This is a genomic window from Pseudomonas frederiksbergensis (assembly GCF_035751725.1).
GTDB classification, from domain to species: domain Bacteria; phylum Pseudomonadota; class Gammaproteobacteria; order Pseudomonadales; family Pseudomonadaceae; genus Aquipseudomonas; species Aquipseudomonas frederiksbergensis_A.
In genome coordinates this window covers 4,272,288-4,287,310 of the sequence record NZ_CP142104.1, presented here as the reverse complement: position 1 = coordinate 4,287,310, position 15,023 = coordinate 4,272,288, and the positions used below count along the sequence as shown (strand labels likewise).

The following is a 15,023-nucleotide window of genomic DNA, read 5'->3' as shown; positions in this document are numbered from 1 at the left end:
GGCTCGCGATGACGGTTGTATATTCAAGACCAATGCAAGCAGGCCTACCGCTTTCGCGAGCAGGCTCGCTCCCCCAAGGCAGGGACTGTGTTCATCAGAACGTCTGCCCCAGGTTCAGATACACCGCCTGCTCGTCGTCATCATTGAAGCCATAGCTGAAGTTCAAGGGCCCCAGCGGCGTGTCGAAGCCCAGGAAGACACTGGCGGCGTTGATGTAGCCACTGTCGAACTCGTTGTCGTTGTTCCAGGCCCGGCCTCGCTCCAGCGAGCCGCCAATGTACAGCGGGAAGTCCAATGGCAAGTAGGCGCGAGGCGTGAGCCTGCGGTAATACACCGCACGCATCAGGCTCATGTTCTGGCCGGATATCCCGTCCTCGCGAAAGCCCGACAATTGCCGCGCGCCGCCGAGGACAAAACTGGACGTCACGACCTCGGCAGTGTCTAGGGTGCGACCATAGCGCCCGCCCAGAATGAAGGTGTCCGGGCCGCTGCTCAGGGCCTTGTCCAGCTTGAATTCCCACTGGCGATAACGCTGGTCCGAGCCCAGGCCCGGTTCGTACTGGCGCCAGGACAAACCGATATCTTCGCCTTCGTGGGGGAAATACACGCTGTCCAGGGAGTCGAACGAATACTTGAGCTCGTAGAAGCCCTCGTTGAAGTTTTCGCTGGGCTGGTCGTGGTCGCCGATGCGCACGTCTGCCTTGCCCCAGGCCTGGCCGACACCGAAGCGGATCTCCCCGCTGTTGCCTATCTGCCGGCCCAGGTTCAGGCCGAAGCCGTAGCGTTCGACCCTATACTGCGCCACCGGATCGTTGTCGAGGATCGACTCGACATTGCGCGATTCGAACTGTCCGTAGGGCGCGATGAAGTAGCGTGAGCCGACGTCCAGCGGCTGGTAGAACTCGCTGTACAACTCTTGTTTGTCGCCGATCTGCGCCCGGGTCAGCCATTCGGCACCCAGGCGATTGATGCCGTTGACCCGATAACTGGCGCCAAGATTGAAGGCGCTGTCGCCGCGCATGTCGTCTGACAGGCTCAAGCCCAGGCGAAGGTAATCAGTGCCGGTGCGTCTGCCCCGAGCGTTGATGACCAAGGTGTTGTCCGCGCCTTTGTGCACGACGCGATATTGCACCTGCTCGAAGTAATCCAGGCCGTACAGCGTGCCCATGTCGGTTTGCAGGCAACCCAGGTCCAGTGGTTCGCCGATTTGCTGGCGAATGTAATAGCGGATCACGTCGTCACCGACCTTCGAGTCGTTTTCCACCCGGATCCCGGTGATGATCGGCGTGCGCTCGCTCGGGGTGCGTGCCGCCAGCAGTTCGGCGTCGGCCGGCTCGGCAGGACGCAAGTGTTCCAGGCGCGCTTCGAGTATGCGTGTGGCGCGGTAGCCGGCATCGATCATTTCCGGAGCCCGGCCGAAATCGGTGGAGCCAAAACTCGCCAGGGCCGGCTGGATCAACACATCGTCTTTGCCTAACGTGGCCAGTTGCTCCTCGGAGTTGCGCCGGGTCATCAGCGTGGTTGACTGATTCAGCACATCCACCACCGTGACCAATTGCTTGCGGGTGCGCAATGGGGTGCCGATGTCCACGACAATAGCCACGTCCACACCCATTTCCCGGGCCACATCCAAAGGGATGTTGTCGGTCATGCCACCGTCCACCAATAGCCGACCGTCCAGTTCAACCGGCGCGAACACGGCCGGAATCGACATGCTGGCGCGGATGACCTTGGGCAGGTGGCCCTTGCGAAACACGACCTTTTCGCCGGTGGCGATATCGGTTGCCACGGCACGGAAGGGAATAGGCAGTTTGTCGAAATCCCGGGTATCGCTGGCGTGGGCCAGCAGGCTTTCCAGGAGCAGGGCCAGGTTCTGTCCCTGGATCACGCCCAGCGGCAGGCCGAGGCTGCCGTCGTCTCGAAAGCTCAGTTTCTGCTTTACCAGGAAATCACGGTCGTCCTGCTTGCGTCGGAAGGGTACGTCCTTGCGCGGCGGGGCATCGGAGAGGGCTTGTTGCCAGTCGATACCCAGGGCAAGTTTTTCCAGTTCGTCGATCTTGTAGCCCGAGGCATACAGGCCGCCGATCACCGCGCCCATGCTAGTGCCCGCGATGGCGTCGATCTTGATGCCTTGCTCCTCCAAGGCCTTGAGCACGCCGATGTGAGCCAGGCCACGAGCCGCGCCGCCGGACAGCACCAGGCCGATCTTCGGGCGCGGTGTTTCGACGGCAGGCTCGTTGGCATGGCCGAACAGGGGCAATAGCAGAAGAAGCAGGCAAGGCAGCAGGCGGCGCATGGTCAATCTCGAAGCAGGCGATCAAAGGCGAGTAGTATAACGACGCCTTTGGAACCAGGAGTTCACCCGCAATGAGCGCACACAAACCGGAAATCGTCATCACCTACTGCACCCAATGCCAGTGGCTGCTGCGGGCCGCCTGGCTGGCCCAGGAACTGCTCAGCACATTCGGCGACGACCTCGCCAAGGTGTCCCTGGTGCCAGGCACCGGTGGGGTTTTCCATATTGGCTGCGATGGCACCCAGATCTGGGAGCGCAAGGCGGATGGCGGGTTTCCCGAAGCCAAGGTGCTCAAGCAGCGGGTCCGCGACCAGATCGACCCGGAGCGCGACCTGGGGCACAACGACAGGATTCAATGACCGGGCTCAGTGAGATGGGGCCTGGGCGCCAGCGTTGGATTTCTTCGTGCCGTCCAGCTGGCTCGACACCACGATCGCAACGATGATCAGCACGCCACCGAGCAACATGCGCAACGTCGGGTTTTCATCGAACAGCAGCCAGGCGATGGTGATGCCGTAGACCGGCTCCATGGCGAACACCACGGCTGCCGTGCGGGCCTTGATCACCGCCAGGCTGGCGACGAACAGGCTGTGGGCCAGGCCGGTGCAGAACACCCCGAGCAGGCCGATCCACAACCAGTCGAGCGGACGAACCTCGGCCAATTGCGGCGCAGCCATCGGCAGCAGGCAGAGACCGACCACGACGTTCTGGCAAAGCGCGGCCTGTACCGGCGGCACGTGTCCGGAACCGGCGCGATTGGTCAGCGACAACAGTGAGAACAACAGCCCCGAGGCCACCGCCCAGAGCAGGCCAGTGGTAGCGCCGCTGGCCAGGTCGAAGGTTGGCGTGACCAACACCAGGCCGACGCTCACCAGCACCACCAGCAGGATTTCGTTGGCGCGGATTCGCTCGCGGAATACCAGCCCTTCGAGCAGTACCGTAAAGGCAGGGAAACTGGCGAATCCCAGGGTGGCAATTGCGACGCCCGCGACTTTCACCGAAATGAAGAAACTCACCCAGTGCCCGGTCAGCAACAGGCCGCCGAGCAGCAACCGGCGCGTGTCCCGGCCCCGCAGTTTTTCCCAGCGGGTAGGGCTGGCGAATCGGGCAAACGCCGCCAGGGCCAGCACGGCGAACACCGCGCGACCGAATACAATGACCGCCGGCGAGGCCGCGGCGAGTTTGCCGAATACACCGGTCAGGCCGAACATGAGTGCGCCGATGTGCAGGGCGCCGAGGGCGGTACGGGGTGTCATTGCAATCCTTGGTGAACGGTTGGACGTTCGGCTATTAAGCCCGCTGCCAAGCGTTCTTGTCTGTCGCGATCCTAGCGATTTTTAGCGCGAGACTAGCGTGACTGCCTAAGCTTGCCCGGTGAGACGCCGAATTCGCGCTGCACCGCTGCGGCGAAAGCGCTTTGCGAGCTGTAGCCAACCCGATGGGCAATCTCACCGATCGGCAGTTGCGAGTCACGCAACAACCCTACGGCCTTGTGCAGGCGGCGACTGCGGATGTACTCCATCGGTGTCTGCCCGCATTCGGCGACGAAGCGGGCATGGAGGCGAGCGCTGGAAAGCCCGGCGACGCGCGCCAAGTCCGCCACTTGCAGCGGGTAGGCGGCATATTGGTCGATATGAGCATTGAGTGCGGCATAGGGCAGGCGCCGGCCGCCGGCGGTTTCCTGGCGCCCGCCGTTGAGGCTGGCGAGCAACAGCACTGCGCCTTGCTGGGCAATCACCGGGTCGTCCACCGGGCTACTCGCCAACCAAGTCACCAACTGGCTTTGCCCCGCGTCCAACGGCAGGCGACTGGTGCTGTCGAGCAACCGGCGGCTGGCGTCGGCATGGTCGCCCAGGCATTGCCCGACCCACTCGTCGCCAGGCACATCGAGCACCAGGCAGCGACTCCCTTGTGGGCTGCCGCACGCGTGATGAGCGCCGGCCGGCACCACGACGAAGCTCTGCTGTACCACTTGGCTGCCACGACCCTCGACTTCGAAGTCCAGCGCGCCAGACAACCCGAACACCAATTGTGCGTGGTCATGGCTGTGGACAATCAGATCGTGGCTGTAGTGGCGTAGCGTGAGGATCGGTCTCATCGCGGTCTCCCGTGGCTGGCGGTCAGTCTACACCGAGGGCGCGACGCTTCGCGCTGTCATGTAATCGACTTATTGCTGTCACGGAGCATTAACCGCTCGGGTGCACTGTGGTGAAAACGATCAGAGGGTTGCCCAATGACCAGCGCCGAGCTCGCCAGACCCAGCCGCAAGCAGCGTGTTCGCACCCTGTGGATTTCCGACGTGCACTTGGGCACCCGGGACTGCCAGGCCGAACACCTGTCGCACTTCCTCAAGGGCTATCACGCCGACAAGGTCTATCTGGTGGGCGATATCATCGACGGCTGGAAGCTGCGCAGCGGCATGTATTGGCCCCAGGCCCATACCAACGTCATTCGTCGCCTGTTGACCATGAGCAAGCGCGGCACCGAAGTGATCTACGTCACCGGCAACCATGATGAATTCCTGCGGCGTTATTCGAAGCTGATCCTCGGCAATATCCAACTGGTGGACGAAGCGGTGCACGTCACCGCCGACGGCCGTCACCTGCTGGTGATTCATGGCGATCAGTTCGATGTCATCACCCGTTATCACCGTTGGCTGGCGTTCCTTGGGGATTCGGCCTACGAATTCACGCTGACGCTGAACCGCTGGCTCAACCATTGGCGAGCCCGTTACGGCTACGGTTACTGGTCGCTGTCGGCGTACCTCAAGCACAAGGTCAAGACCGCGGTCAGCTTCATCAGCGATTTCGAAGAAGCCATCGCCCACGAATGTGTGAAGCGTGAGTTGCATGGCGTGGTGTGCGGGCACATCCACCATGCCGAGATTCGCAAGGTCGGCGAGGTGGAATACCTCAATTGTGGCGACTGGGTCGAATCCTGCACCGCGCTGATCGAGCATTGGGACGGGACGATCGAGTTATATCGGTTGGCGGACGCCCAGGCGCGGGAGGCGCTGCTCAAGGCTGAATTGAAGGTGGCTGAGCCTGCTTGAGCTTCTTTTTTGTGGAGAGTTTTTGTGGCGAGGGTACTTCGTCTCATGTTTTGGCCATCGCCGCCTTATAGATCGATTGCTTCGGCGCGGCGAATACCCTTTCCAGCATCGGTTCGAAGAAGCTCAGCGGCAGGGTGTCGTACCCAGTATCGAACGCCGCGGCGTCGTATTTCGCACAGAAGTCGATGGTCGCCTGGTACTGCGGATGTTCGCAAAATTGCTCGCGCAAATGCCGGTCCATGCCCAGGTGATGGAAAAAATAATAGCCCTGGAAGATTCCGTGCTTCTCTACCATCCAAAGGTTTTCGGCGCTGACGAATGGCTTGAGGATCGCCGCGGCGATGTCCGGGTGGTTGTAGCTGCCCAGCGTATCGCCGATGTCATGGAGAAGGGCGCAGATCACATATTCCTCGTCCCGCCCATCACGGTAGGCGCGGGTGGCGGTTTGCAGGGAATGGGTCAGGCGATCCACCGGGAATCCGCCAAAATCGCCGTCGAGCAATTTCAGGTGAGCCAGGACCCGACTCGGCAGCTGCCGTGCGTAGGCGCTGAAATCGGCGGCGATGATCGCCCAGTCTTCCTGGGTCCCGTCCTGCATGTGGGTGAAGCGTGCGTGAGAATTCATTCGCAATCCTTCTAGAACGCGACTTTGCCCACCAGCATGTCGCGGTACATGACGAAGTCACCGAGCAGGCTGTAGAACGGATGCTGAAAGGTCGCGGGCCGGTTTTTTTCGAAGAAGAAATGCCCGACCCAGGCGAAGCCATAGCCCGCCACGGGCAGGGCGACCCACAGCCACCATGCACCGACCACCAGTGCCATGGCGAAAACCAGCAAGACCAGCGAGGTGCCGATGAAGTGCAAGCGTCGACAGGTACTGTTGCTGTGTTCGCTGAGGTAGTAGGGATAGAACTCGGCGAAGCTGTTGAAGCGTTTGGTGTTTTCCAAGACTGCAGGCTCTTTGGTTTTTGTTCTGGTGCTTGAAGTCTAGAGCGACCACCTTTAACAGCCAGTGACAATCAGCGCCACTCTAGTGTCCTGTCTTACAAATACTGTTCCTTTTGGACGGCGTCTGTTGCCGTCATGCTGCGTTGCCGCTCCTCGCCATAGCGGGCTATGACTCGTCGCGGCGCCTTGCCTGACGACAACAGCCACTCGTCAAAAAGGAACGTATTCGTAAGACAGGACACTGATATCCTTCGCAAATCCAGCCGTACCCTGCGGCTCGTCATGCAAGTAAAACGTCATGAGCGAACGAACGACTTCTTCAAGCTGGGCGATGGGGATTGTCAAGGCGTTGGAAATCGACGGCCTGGACTGTCGGGCGCTATTCAAGGAACTGGGGCTGGATTTCGACGCGCTGGACGATCCGGATGCGCGCTTTCCCCAGGATTCGATGACACGGCTCTGGCAGTTGGCGGTGGAGCAGTCGGGCAACCCGGCCATCGGCCTGAACATGGGCAAGGTGGTGCGCCCGGCGTCGTTCCATGTGGTGGGCTACGCGTTGATGTCCAGTCGGACACTGGTCGAAGGGTTCCAGCGGCTGGTGCGTTATCAGCGGATCATCGCCGAAAGCGCCGACCTGAGCTTCCGTCATTTGAATGAAGGCTACGGGCTGATCCTGACGGTCCACGGCGACCACCTCCCTCCGACCCGGCAAAGTGCCGAAGCGTCCCTGGCCTGTGCGCTGGCCTTGTGCAACTGGCTGACCGGACGGACCTTGCACCCGGTGAAGGTGCTGTTCCAGGGCGCCGAGCCCGCCGATGTCGGACCTTATCGACAGGCCTTCGGCGCGCCCTTGGTATTCGACGCGCCCTACGACGCGTTGATTTTCCAGCAGGACGACATGGAAGCACCGCTGCCCACCGCCAACGAGGCCATGGCGGTGTTGCACGATCGTTTTGCAGGCGAGTACCTGGCACGGTTTTCCGGCAGTCGCTTCACGCATCAGGCGCGGCAGGTACTGTGTCGGCTGTTGCCCCAGGGCGAACCCAAGCGTGACGTGGTGGCGCAGACGCTGCACCTGTCGCAACGCACCTTGCAGCGGCGCTTGCAGGAAGAGGGCACCAGTTTCCAGAGTTTGCTGGACGACACCCGCCGCGAGCTGGCCGAGCAATACCTGGCGCAACCGAGCATGACCTTGTTGGAGATCGCCTACCTGCTGGGGTTTGCCGACCCGAGCAATTTTTTCCGGGCCTTCCGCCGCTGGTTCGGCACCACGCCCGGCGACTATCGGGCGCGGGGCGTGGCCAAGCCGGTCAGTGACGCCAGAACGCCGGAATACACAGCACGAACACCGTGATGATCTCCAGTCGGCCCAACAACATGCCGCCCGAGAGGATCCACTTGGCCGCGTCCGGCAGCGGCGCGAAGTTGCCGGCCGGCCCGATGGTCTCGCCAAGCCCCGGACCGACGCCGGATACGGTACTGGCCGCGCCGGTCAACGCCGTCATCCATTCCACGCCCAACAGCGACAGCAGCAGGGCGATCACGCAGATGGTGATGGCGAAGAAGAACGAAAAGGTCAGGATCGACCGCACGATCTCTTCATCGAGGCGGTGGCCGTTGTATTTCTGCTTGATCACCGCACGAGGGTGAATCAATTGATTAAGGTTGGCCCGAAGCAGGATATAGGCGACCTGGAAGCGGAAAATCTTGATCCCGCCGGCAGTCGAGCCCGAGCAGCCGCCGACGAATCCAAGGTAGAAGAACAACATCAGTGAGAAATTGCCCCACAGGCTGTAGTCCCCCAGGGCGAAACCGGTGGTGGTGACGATGGATGTCACGTTCAAGGCCACGTGCCGCAGCGCTTCGAGCCAATGCAGGTCGGTAGTCGCCCAATACCAGGTGCCAAGCACCAGCCAGGTGACCAGCAGCACGCCGATCAGGCCCTGGACCTGCTGGTCCTTGATCAGCGCCCGGCGATTGCCGCGCAGCGTCGAGACGTACAGGGCGAACGGCAGGCTGCCGAGGATCATGATGACAATGGTGACCCAGTGCACGGCGGGCTGGGTCCATTTGGCCAGGGACAGGTCCGAAGTGGAGAAACCACCGGTGGAAATCGCCGACATCGAATGGTTGATCGCGTCGAACAGGCTCATCCCGGCCCACCAGAGCGCCAGGGTGCCGAGGATCGTGATGCCCACATAGGACGCCACGATCAGTCGCGCCACCATGTGCGAGCGCGGCATGACTTTCTCCGAGCGGTCGGACGATTCGGTCTGGAACAACCGCATGCCGCCGATGCGCAACAGCGGCAGGATCGCCACGGCCATGCCGATGAAGCCGATGCCGCCGAGCCAGTGCAACAGCGAGCGCCACATGAGGATCCCGGGCGACATCGTGTCCAGGCCGCTCAACACCGTCGCGCCGGTGGCGGTAATGCCCGACATGCTTTCAAAGAACGAATCGGTGTAGCTGATGTGTTGGGTCAACAGGAAGGGCAGCGCGGCAAACACACACACCACCAGCCAACTGCTGACCGTCAGCAGGTACATGTCTCGGGGGCGCAGATGGATATGCTCCGGGCGCCCGGGAAGAATCAGCGCCAGGCCGGCGACAAAGGTGATCATGCTCGACCACAGGAACGATGGCAGATCGCCGGTGCGCTCGTAGATCAGCAACGTGGCCATCGGCACGACCATGAAGATCGCCAGGGTGATCAGGAAGATGCCGATGATGAAACCAATGATCCGCAGGGTCGGCAACGCCATGAAGTCCGCTCGGGCTGAAAGGGGAAAGGGCGCCATTCTACCTGCGACAAGCGGCATGTAAACCGGCGTCCGGCGTTGCTCGTATCTGAATTTGGGCTAACGAATTGACGGCACAGCCACTAGAATAGCCGAACATTTTTCCAGGAGGTCGCCGATGCAGGCTTTAGATGCTTTGCTCAACCGTGTTTCCGTTCCACGCCTGGTGGACCCGGCGCCCACGCCGGAACAGCGCGAAGTCATGTTTGCGGCCGCGATGCGCGCCCCCGATCACGGCCAATTGCGCCCATGGCGGTTCCTGACGGTCGAAGGGCAAGCGCGTCATCGCATGGGTGAGTTGCTGGCCGAAGCCGCACGTTTCAATGATCCGCTGGTGCCCGAAGCCGTTGTGGAAAAGGCCCTCAATGGTCCGTTGCGCGCACCTTTGGTCGTGGTGGTGATTGCCCGTTTGCAGGACCATTTCAAGATCCCGAAATCCGAGCAACTGCTGGCCGCCGGCTGCGCGGCCCATGGCATTTTGCTGGCCGCGTATGCCCAAGGGATCGGCGGCGTGTGGCGCACCGGCGAACTGGCGTACTCGCCGCACGTGGCCAGGGGGCTTGGCCTTGACGACGGGGAAGAGGTGATCGGTTTCCTCTACCTGGGCACACCGCAGAGAGAAGCGCGCACGGCGCCGCAAGAGGATATCGGGCAGTTTGTCCGGGAGTGGACGGGCGTCTAGTAGAACCAGCCTGGCTCCGCTTTTTTGTGACGAGGGAACAAGCTCCCTCGCCATGAGACCAGCGGCGACAGAAAGCTACCTGCAGACATCCGCAATCGCTACGGCCAGCGCATCCAGGCGTGTCGCGTCGATGCCGGCCACGTTGGCCCGGCCGGTGCCGACCATGTAGACGCTGTGGCGTTCGCGCAGGTGCTGGACCTGTTCCGGCGTCAGGCCGGTGTAGGAAAACATCCCGCGTTGCACCCCCATATGGGCAAAGCGCTCGCGCAAGCCGTGGGGTTCGAGCGCCTCCAGCAGGCCGCTGCGCAGTTGCGCGATGCGCAGGCGCATGGCTTCCACTTCGTCTGCCCACAAGCCCTTGAGTTCCGGATTGCCAAGGATCGTCGCCACCACCGCCGCGCCATGGTCCGGCGGCGTCGACCATAGGTTGCGGGCGATGTTGGCCAGCTGACTGCGAATGTCGACCAGCTTGTCGGCATCGCGGGCACAGACAATCAGCGCGCCGGTGCGGTCGCGATAGAGGCCGAAGTTCTTCGAGCAAGAGCTGGTGACCAATACTTCGGGTAACGCTTCGGCAAACAACCGCACGGCCCAGGCATCCTGTTCCAGCCCGTCGCCGAAGCCCTGGTAGGCGAAATCGATCAACGGCAGCAGATCACGGCTGCGCACCACTTCCAGCACCTGGCGCCATTGCTCGTGGGACAGATCAAATCCCGTCGGGTTGTGGCAGCAGGCATGCAGCAGCACCACGTCGCCCTTCGGCACGTCGCCCAGGGTCGCGAGCATTGCGTCGAAATCCAGGCGATTGTCGGCGCCCACGTAGGGGTAATGGCTGGCCTTGACGCCTGCGGCGGCGAAGATGGTTTCGTGGATTGGCCAGGTCGGATTGCTCAGCCAGACGCCACGGCCCGGCAGGCACTGGGCGATGAAATCGGCGCTCAGGCGCAGGGCGCCGGTGCCGCCGGGTGTCTGGGTGGCGCCGGCGCGTTTTGCGCTGATCAGCGGCGAGTCGGCACCCAGCACCAGCGCATTGATCAACTGGCCGAACGCGGCATCGCCATGACCGCCGATGTAGGTCTTGGTGGACTGGCGGTCCACCAACCGCTGCTCGGCCTGTTTCACGGACTGCAGGATCGGCGTCAGGCCCTGGGAATCCTTGTAGACGCCCACGCCCAGGTCGAATTTCCCGGGGTTGCTGTCCGCCCCATAGGCCTCCATCAGGCCCAGGATCGGGTCGCCGGGCACGCGACCGATGGCATCGAAATGCATTACTTGCGGCCCTCGGCGGTCTTGGCGACCTCGTCGGTGCGGGCGGCCATGATGAAGTCGTTACGGTGCAGGCCCTTGATCGAATGGCTCCACCAGGTGACGGTGACTTTGCCCCATTCGGTGAGCAGGCCTGGGTGGTGGCCCTCGGCCTCGGAGATCTCGCCGACGGCGTTGGTGAATGCCAGGGCGTGCTTGAAGTTCTTGAACAGGAAGACTTTCTCCAGCTGCATCACACTGTCGCGCACTTCGATGTTCCAGTCGGGGATCTGCTTGATCAACATTGGCAGTTCTTCGTCGCTGACTTGCGGGGCATCAGCGCGGCAGGCTTCGCAGTGGGCTTGGTTCAGAGTGTTCATGGTGTGTTCCTGGATCGAATATTTATTAAACGTCGATGCGCCACGCTAAAGCAAAGCCGCTTGGCGCAACAGACTCAATTGGAATCAAAACTAGCGGTTCACGCCGCTTTGGGTGGGAATTTCGGCGCGTGCAACCCCAATTCCCGCCCGCGCTTGACCATGCCCATGATGTCTTCATGGGCCAGGTCGAAGAGGCGCTTGAGCTCGGGCAGCACGAAATACACGGGCTGCAGGATGTCGATGCGATACGGCGTGCGCATGGCTTCCAACGGATCGAAGAGCTGATGCTCCGGCTCGTCAGACAGGCAGTACACGGTTTCCCTGGGCGACGAGAGGATACCGCCGCCATAGATGCGCCGGCCCTGCGGAGTCTCCACAAGGCCGAACTCGATGGTCATCCAATACAGGCGCGCCAGATAGACGCGCTCTTCCTTGGAAGCCTGTAGGCCGAGTTTGCCGTAGGTGTGGGTAAATTCAGCAAACCAAGGGTTGGTCAGCAAGGGGCAGTGGCCAAAGATCTCGTGGAAGATGTCCGGCTCTTGCAGGTAATCCAGTTCCTCACGGGTACGAATGAAGGTCGCGACTGGAAACTGCTTGCTGGCAAGCAATTCAAAAAAAGTCTGGAAGGGGATCAGCGCCGGCACCCGGGCGACCTGCCAACCAGTGGTTTCGCCCAGCACTTTATTGATTTCGTCCAGTTGCGGGATGCGGTCGTGGGGCAGGCCGAGCTTGTCGATGCCGTCCAGGTATTCCTGGCACGCACGGCCCTCGATGACTTTGAGCTGGCGAGTGATCAGCGTGTTCCACACCGCATGTTCTTCGGCGGTGTAGTGGATAAAACCTTGCGCATCGGGCTCGCGGGCCACGTACTGCGTCTGCTTCATGCTGCTCTCCTGCTGATATCCCTCAGGGGGAAGACTTGTTTGTTGTTATATCCAGCGATGCAGTAGAGATAACTTGAAGCAGTGATCGGCGCAGCAGGCTACCCCGAGGTTAAACGGCCCGTCATAACCCATATCGTAAAAATTTCGTTACGTATGTCGGTGCGTCTCGATATTTCGGGCGTTTTTGCTTGGGAAACTTCCTACAACTGTCACATAATCTTGACGGCTATTTGCGCCGCAGCGCAGAAAACCGTGGCGAGGGAGATTGCTCCCGCTGGGCTACGAGGTAGCCCACCCATTTCCATGCTTGCAAACACATCGGGCCTTTTATGCGCATCAAAGTCCATTGCCAGAACCGCATCGGCATCCTGCGGGATATTCTCAACCTGCTGGTGGAATACGGCATCAACGTCGCCCGCGGTGAAGTAGGGGGCGAGCATGGCAACGCGATCTACCTGCATTGCCCGAACCTGATCAATATCCAGTTCCAAGCCCTGCGTCCGAAATTCGAAGGCATCGCCGGGGTATTCGGCGTCAAGCGTGTAGGCCTGATGCCCAGCGAACGTCGGCACATGGAGCTCAACGCCTTGCTAGGCGCCTTGGAGTTCCCGGTGCTGTCCATCGACATGGGCGGCTCCATCGTCGCGGCCAACCGGGCGGCGGCGCAGTTGCTGGGAGTTCGGGTGGACGAGGTGCCGGGGATCCCGTTGTCCCGCTACGCCGAGGATTTCGACCTGCCGGAACTGGTGCGCGCCAACAAGTCGCGCATCAATGGCTTGCGGGTCAAGGTCAAGGGCGACGTGTTCCTGGCGGACATCGCGCCCTTGCAATCGGAACATGACGACAGCGAAGCCATGGCCGGCGCGGTGCTGACGCTGCACCGCGCCGACCGGGTGGGCGAGCGCATCTATAACGTACGCAAGCAAGAACTGCGTGGCTTCGACAGCATCTTCCAGAGTTCGAAAGTGATGGCCGCAGTGGTCCGGGAGGCCCGGCGCATGGCGCCTCTCGACGCGCCGTTGTTGATCGAAGGCGAAACCGGTACCGGCAAGGAATTGCTGGCCCGTGCTTGCCACTTGGCCAGTCCACGAGGGCAGTCACCGTTGATGGCCCTCAATTGCGCCGGTCTGCCGGAGTCGATGGCTGAAACCGAGCTGTTCGGCTACGGCCCAGGTGCTTTCGAAGGCGCCCGGGCCGAAGGCAAGCTCGGCCTGCTGGAACTGACGGCGGGCGGGACGCTGTTTCTCGACGGCGTCGGGGAAATGAGCCCGCGCCTGCAGGTGAAACTGCTGCGCTTCTTGCAGGATGGGTGCTTCCGTCGCGTAGGCAGCGACGAAGAGGTGTACCTGGATGTCAGGGTGATTTGCGCGACCCAAGTCGATTTGTCCGAGCTCTGTGCCCGGGGAGAATTCCGTCAAGATTTGTACCATCGCCTGAATGTGCTGTCCTTGCACATTCCGCCGTTGCGTGAATGCCTCGATGGGCTGGCCCCGCTGGTCGAGCATTTTCTTGACCAGGCCAGTCGCCAGATCGGTTGCCCGCTGCCCAAGCTGGCCCCGGCGGCGATGGATCGTCTCAGTCACTACCATTGGCCGGGCAACGTCCGGCAGTTGGAAAACGTATTGTTCCAGGCCGTCTCCCTGTGTGACGGCGGCACGGTGAAGGCCGAGCACATCCGCCTGCCGGACTACGGCGTGCGCCAACCCCTCGGCGATTTTTCCCTCGACGGAGGGTTGGACGAGATCGTTGGCCGCTTCGAGAAGGCCGTCCTCGAACGCCTGTATTCCGAACACCCGAGCAGCCGGCAACTGGGCAAGCGGCTGGGGGTTTCCCATACGACTATTGCTAATAAGTTGAGAGAGTATGAGGTGGGCAAAACCGAATCCTAGCTGGTATGAGATTTGCTGTGTCCCGTCCTGTCCACGCTTATTCATGTCGGGTGGCGATTTTTTGACAGGGCAGGGCCCCCGGTTTCCGCCGCGTACGTGAGGTTAAGGATGCATAAGAAAATAGCTGTGGTGCAGTCGAACTATATTCCCTGGAAGGGCTATTTCGATCTGATCCGCAGCGTCGATGCGTTCATCCTCTATGACGACGTGCAGTACACCCGCAGCGATTGGCGCAACCGTAACAAGATCAAGACTGCCCAGGGTGAGCATTGGCTGAGCATTCCGGTCATGAAGAAGGGCCGTCTCGGACAGTTGATCAATGAGGTCCAGATCACCCATCCGGACTGGGCACCGGCGCACTGGAAGACGATCGAGCAGAGCTACCGGCGCGCAGCGTGTTTCGCGCAGATGGAGGCGCCGATCCGCGCGCTCTACGAGCAGGCTGCCAACCTGACTCATCTGAGCCGCATTAACCACTTGTTCATCGCCGGCTTGTGTCCCCTGCTGGGAATTCATACGCCGCTTTACCGTTCCGAAGACCTAGGGGGAGTGGAGGGCAAGAATGAACGCCTTATCCATTTGTGCCATACCCTGGGCGCCAGCGAGTACCTCTCGGGACCGGCAGCCAGTCACTACCTCGACGAAGCGGCGTTCGCCGCCAAGGGCATTTCGGTCTCGTACATGAGCTATGCAGGTTATCCCGAATATCCCCAGGTGTACGGAGAGTTCCAACATGCGCTCAGTGTCATCGACCTATTGTTCAATACCGGCGCGGATGCATCGGCTTTTCTGAAGAAATGGACTGCCTGAGCGGGCCTTGCGACACCCCTGATTGATTTGATTCTG

At 61.4% G+C, this 15,023-nt stretch carries 15 protein-coding genes; 6 read left to right on the top strand and 9 right to left on the bottom strand.

Annotation, left to right across the window (positions count from 1 at the left end; genetic code table 11):
• Nucleotides 1-94: 94 nt before the first annotated feature.
• Entirely contained in the window at nt 95-2,296 is a 2,202-nt protein-coding gene (locus tag VQ575_RS19020) for a patatin-like phospholipase family protein (RefSeq protein WP_325918222.1), read from the bottom strand.
• Nucleotides 2,297-2,367: 71 nt separating this feature from the next.
• Here VQ575_RS19020 and VQ575_RS19015 point away from each other — a divergent pair, with 71 nt between their 5' ends.
• Nucleotides 2,368-2,655 (top strand): Rdx family protein, encoded by a 288-nt coding sequence (locus tag VQ575_RS19015; RefSeq protein WP_039593125.1) that lies wholly within the window; start codon nt 2,368-2,370, stop codon nt 2,653-2,655.
• Nucleotides 2,656-2,661: 6 nt separating this feature from the next.
• Here the strand turns inward: VQ575_RS19015 and VQ575_RS19010 are convergent, their stop codons facing one another.
• On the bottom strand, nt 2,662-3,552 hold the full coding sequence (locus VQ575_RS19010; protein ID WP_039593124.1) for a DMT family transporter: 891 nt from the start codon (nt 3,550-3,552) through the stop codon (nt 2,662-2,664).
• Nucleotides 3,553-3,644: 92 nt separating this feature from the next.
• Nucleotides 3,645-4,394: a helix-turn-helix transcriptional regulator gene (locus VQ575_RS19005; protein WP_039593123.1), complete on the bottom strand. Its 750-nt coding sequence runs from the start codon at nt 4,392-4,394 to the stop codon at nt 3,645-3,647.
• 135 nt (nt 4,395-4,529) lie between these two features.
• Between VQ575_RS19005 and VQ575_RS19000 the strand changes: the two genes are divergently transcribed.
• Complete coding sequence (locus tag VQ575_RS19000) at nt 4,530-5,348, top strand: UDP-2,3-diacylglucosamine diphosphatase (protein ID WP_039593122.1); 819 nt, start codon at nt 4,530-4,532, stop codon at nt 5,346-5,348.
• A gap of 43 nt (nt 5,349-5,391) precedes the next feature.
• Here VQ575_RS19000 and VQ575_RS18995 read toward each other — a convergent pair whose 3' ends face one another.
• Nucleotides 5,392-5,973, bottom strand: coding sequence for an HD domain-containing protein (locus VQ575_RS18995; RefSeq protein ID WP_039593121.1), 582 nt, complete (start codon nt 5,971-5,973; stop codon nt 5,392-5,394).
• Nucleotides 5,974-5,984: 11 nt separating this feature from the next.
• A complete protein-coding gene (locus tag VQ575_RS18990) occupies nt 5,985-6,296 on the bottom strand; it encodes a DUF962 domain-containing protein (protein WP_039593120.1) in 312 nt (103 codons plus the stop codon).
• A gap of 298 nt (nt 6,297-6,594) precedes the next feature.
• Between VQ575_RS18990 and VQ575_RS18985 the strand changes: the two genes are divergently transcribed.
• Nucleotides 6,595-7,650 (top strand): AraC family transcriptional regulator, encoded by a 1,056-nt coding sequence (locus tag VQ575_RS18985; protein WP_082112116.1) that lies wholly within the window; start codon nt 6,595-6,597, stop codon nt 7,648-7,650.
• Here the strand turns inward: VQ575_RS18985 and VQ575_RS18980 are convergent.
• Nucleotides 7,607-9,061, bottom strand: coding sequence for a TrkH family potassium uptake protein (locus VQ575_RS18980; RefSeq protein ID WP_039593118.1), 1,455 nt, complete (start codon nt 9,059-9,061; stop codon nt 7,607-7,609). The two genes, VQ575_RS18985 and VQ575_RS18980, sit on opposite strands and share 44 nt — an antisense overlap.
• Nucleotides 9,062-9,215: 154 nt before the next feature.
• Here VQ575_RS18980 and VQ575_RS18975 point away from each other — a divergent pair, with 154 nt between their 5' ends.
• Nucleotides 9,216-9,779: an NAD(P)H nitroreductase gene (locus VQ575_RS18975; RefSeq protein ID WP_039593117.1), complete on the top strand. Its 564-nt coding sequence runs from the start codon at nt 9,216-9,218 to the stop codon at nt 9,777-9,779.
• Nucleotides 9,780-9,854: 75 nt separating this feature from the next.
• Here VQ575_RS18975 and VQ575_RS18970 read toward each other — a convergent pair whose 3' ends face one another.
• From VQ575_RS18970 to phhA, 3 genes are all read right to left on the bottom strand, one after another.
• Nucleotides 9,855-11,048 carry an amino acid aminotransferase gene (locus tag VQ575_RS18970; RefSeq protein ID WP_039593116.1) on the bottom strand — a complete coding sequence of 398 codons (1,194 nt, stop codon included), beginning with the start codon at nt 11,046-11,048 and terminating at the stop codon, nt 9,855-9,857.
• Nucleotides 11,048-11,404: a 4a-hydroxytetrahydrobiopterin dehydratase gene (locus tag VQ575_RS18965; protein ID WP_039593115.1), complete on the bottom strand. Its 357-nt coding sequence runs from the start codon at nt 11,402-11,404 to the stop codon at nt 11,048-11,050. Before VQ575_RS18965 ends, VQ575_RS18970 begins: the two co-directional genes overlap by 1 nt.
• 98 nt (nt 11,405-11,502) lie before the next feature.
• The gene (phhA, locus tag VQ575_RS18960; RefSeq protein ID WP_039593114.1) at nt 11,503-12,288 is read right to left on the bottom strand and encodes a phenylalanine 4-monooxygenase; all 786 of its coding nucleotides are present in this window, start codon (nt 12,286-12,288) and stop codon (nt 11,503-11,505) included.
• A gap of 329 nt (nt 12,289-12,617) precedes the next feature.
• On the opposite strand from phhA, the gene VQ575_RS18955 reads away from it, so the two are divergent.
• On the top strand, nt 12,618-14,177 hold the full coding sequence (locus tag VQ575_RS18955; RefSeq protein WP_039593113.1) for a sigma-54-dependent phenylalanine hydroxylase transcriptional regulator PhhR: 1,560 nt from the start codon (nt 12,618-12,620) through the stop codon (nt 14,175-14,177).
• Between the two features lie 108 nt (nt 14,178-14,285).
• Entirely contained in the window at nt 14,286-14,987 is a 702-nt protein-coding gene (locus VQ575_RS18950) for a WbqC family protein (RefSeq protein ID WP_325918221.1), read from the top strand.
• Nucleotides 14,988-15,023 lie beyond the last annotated feature (36 nt).

Bases quoted from the DNA above. Each gene is read 5' to 3' on its own strand.
- VQ575_RS19020 (WP_325918222.1), bottom strand. From the start codon at position 2,296: ATGCGCCGCCTGCTGCCTTGCCTGCTTCTTCTGCTATTGCCCCTGTTC.
- VQ575_RS19015 (WP_039593125.1), top strand. From the start codon at position 2,368: ATGAGCGCACACAAACCGGAAATCGTCATCACCTACTGCACCCAATGC.
- VQ575_RS19010 (WP_039593124.1), bottom strand. From the start codon at position 3,552: ATGACACCCCGTACCGCCCTCGGCGCCCTGCACATCGGCGCACTCATG.
- VQ575_RS19005 (WP_039593123.1), bottom strand. From the start codon at position 4,394: ATGAGACCGATCCTCACGCTACGCCACTACAGCCACGATCTGATTGTC.
- VQ575_RS19000 (WP_039593122.1), top strand. From the start codon at position 4,530: ATGACCAGCGCCGAGCTCGCCAGACCCAGCCGCAAGCAGCGTGTTCGC.
- VQ575_RS18995 (WP_039593121.1), bottom strand. From the start codon at position 5,973: ATGAATTCTCACGCACGCTTCACCCACATGCAGGACGGGACCCAGGAA.
- VQ575_RS18985 (WP_082112116.1), top strand. From the start codon at position 6,595: ATGAGCGAACGAACGACTTCTTCAAGCTGGGCGATGGGGATTGTCAAG.
- VQ575_RS18980 (WP_039593118.1), bottom strand. From the start codon at position 9,061: ATGGCGTTGCCGACCCTGCGGATCATTGGTTTCATCATCGGCATCTTC.
- VQ575_RS18975 (WP_039593117.1), top strand. From the start codon at position 9,216: ATGCAGGCTTTAGATGCTTTGCTCAACCGTGTTTCCGTTCCACGCCTG.
- VQ575_RS18970 (WP_039593116.1), bottom strand. From the start codon at position 11,048: ATGCATTTCGATGCCATCGGTCGCGTGCCCGGCGACCCGATCCTGGGC.
- VQ575_RS18965 (WP_039593115.1), bottom strand. From the start codon at position 11,404: ATGAACACTCTGAACCAAGCCCACTGCGAAGCCTGCCGCGCTGATGCC.
- phhA (WP_039593114.1), bottom strand. From the start codon at position 12,288: ATGAAGCAGACGCAGTACGTGGCCCGCGAGCCCGATGCGCAAGGTTTT.
- VQ575_RS18955 (WP_039593113.1), top strand. From the start codon at position 12,618: ATGCGCATCAAAGTCCATTGCCAGAACCGCATCGGCATCCTGCGGGAT.
- VQ575_RS18950 (WP_325918221.1), top strand. From the start codon at position 14,286: ATGCATAAGAAAATAGCTGTGGTGCAGTCGAACTATATTCCCTGGAAG.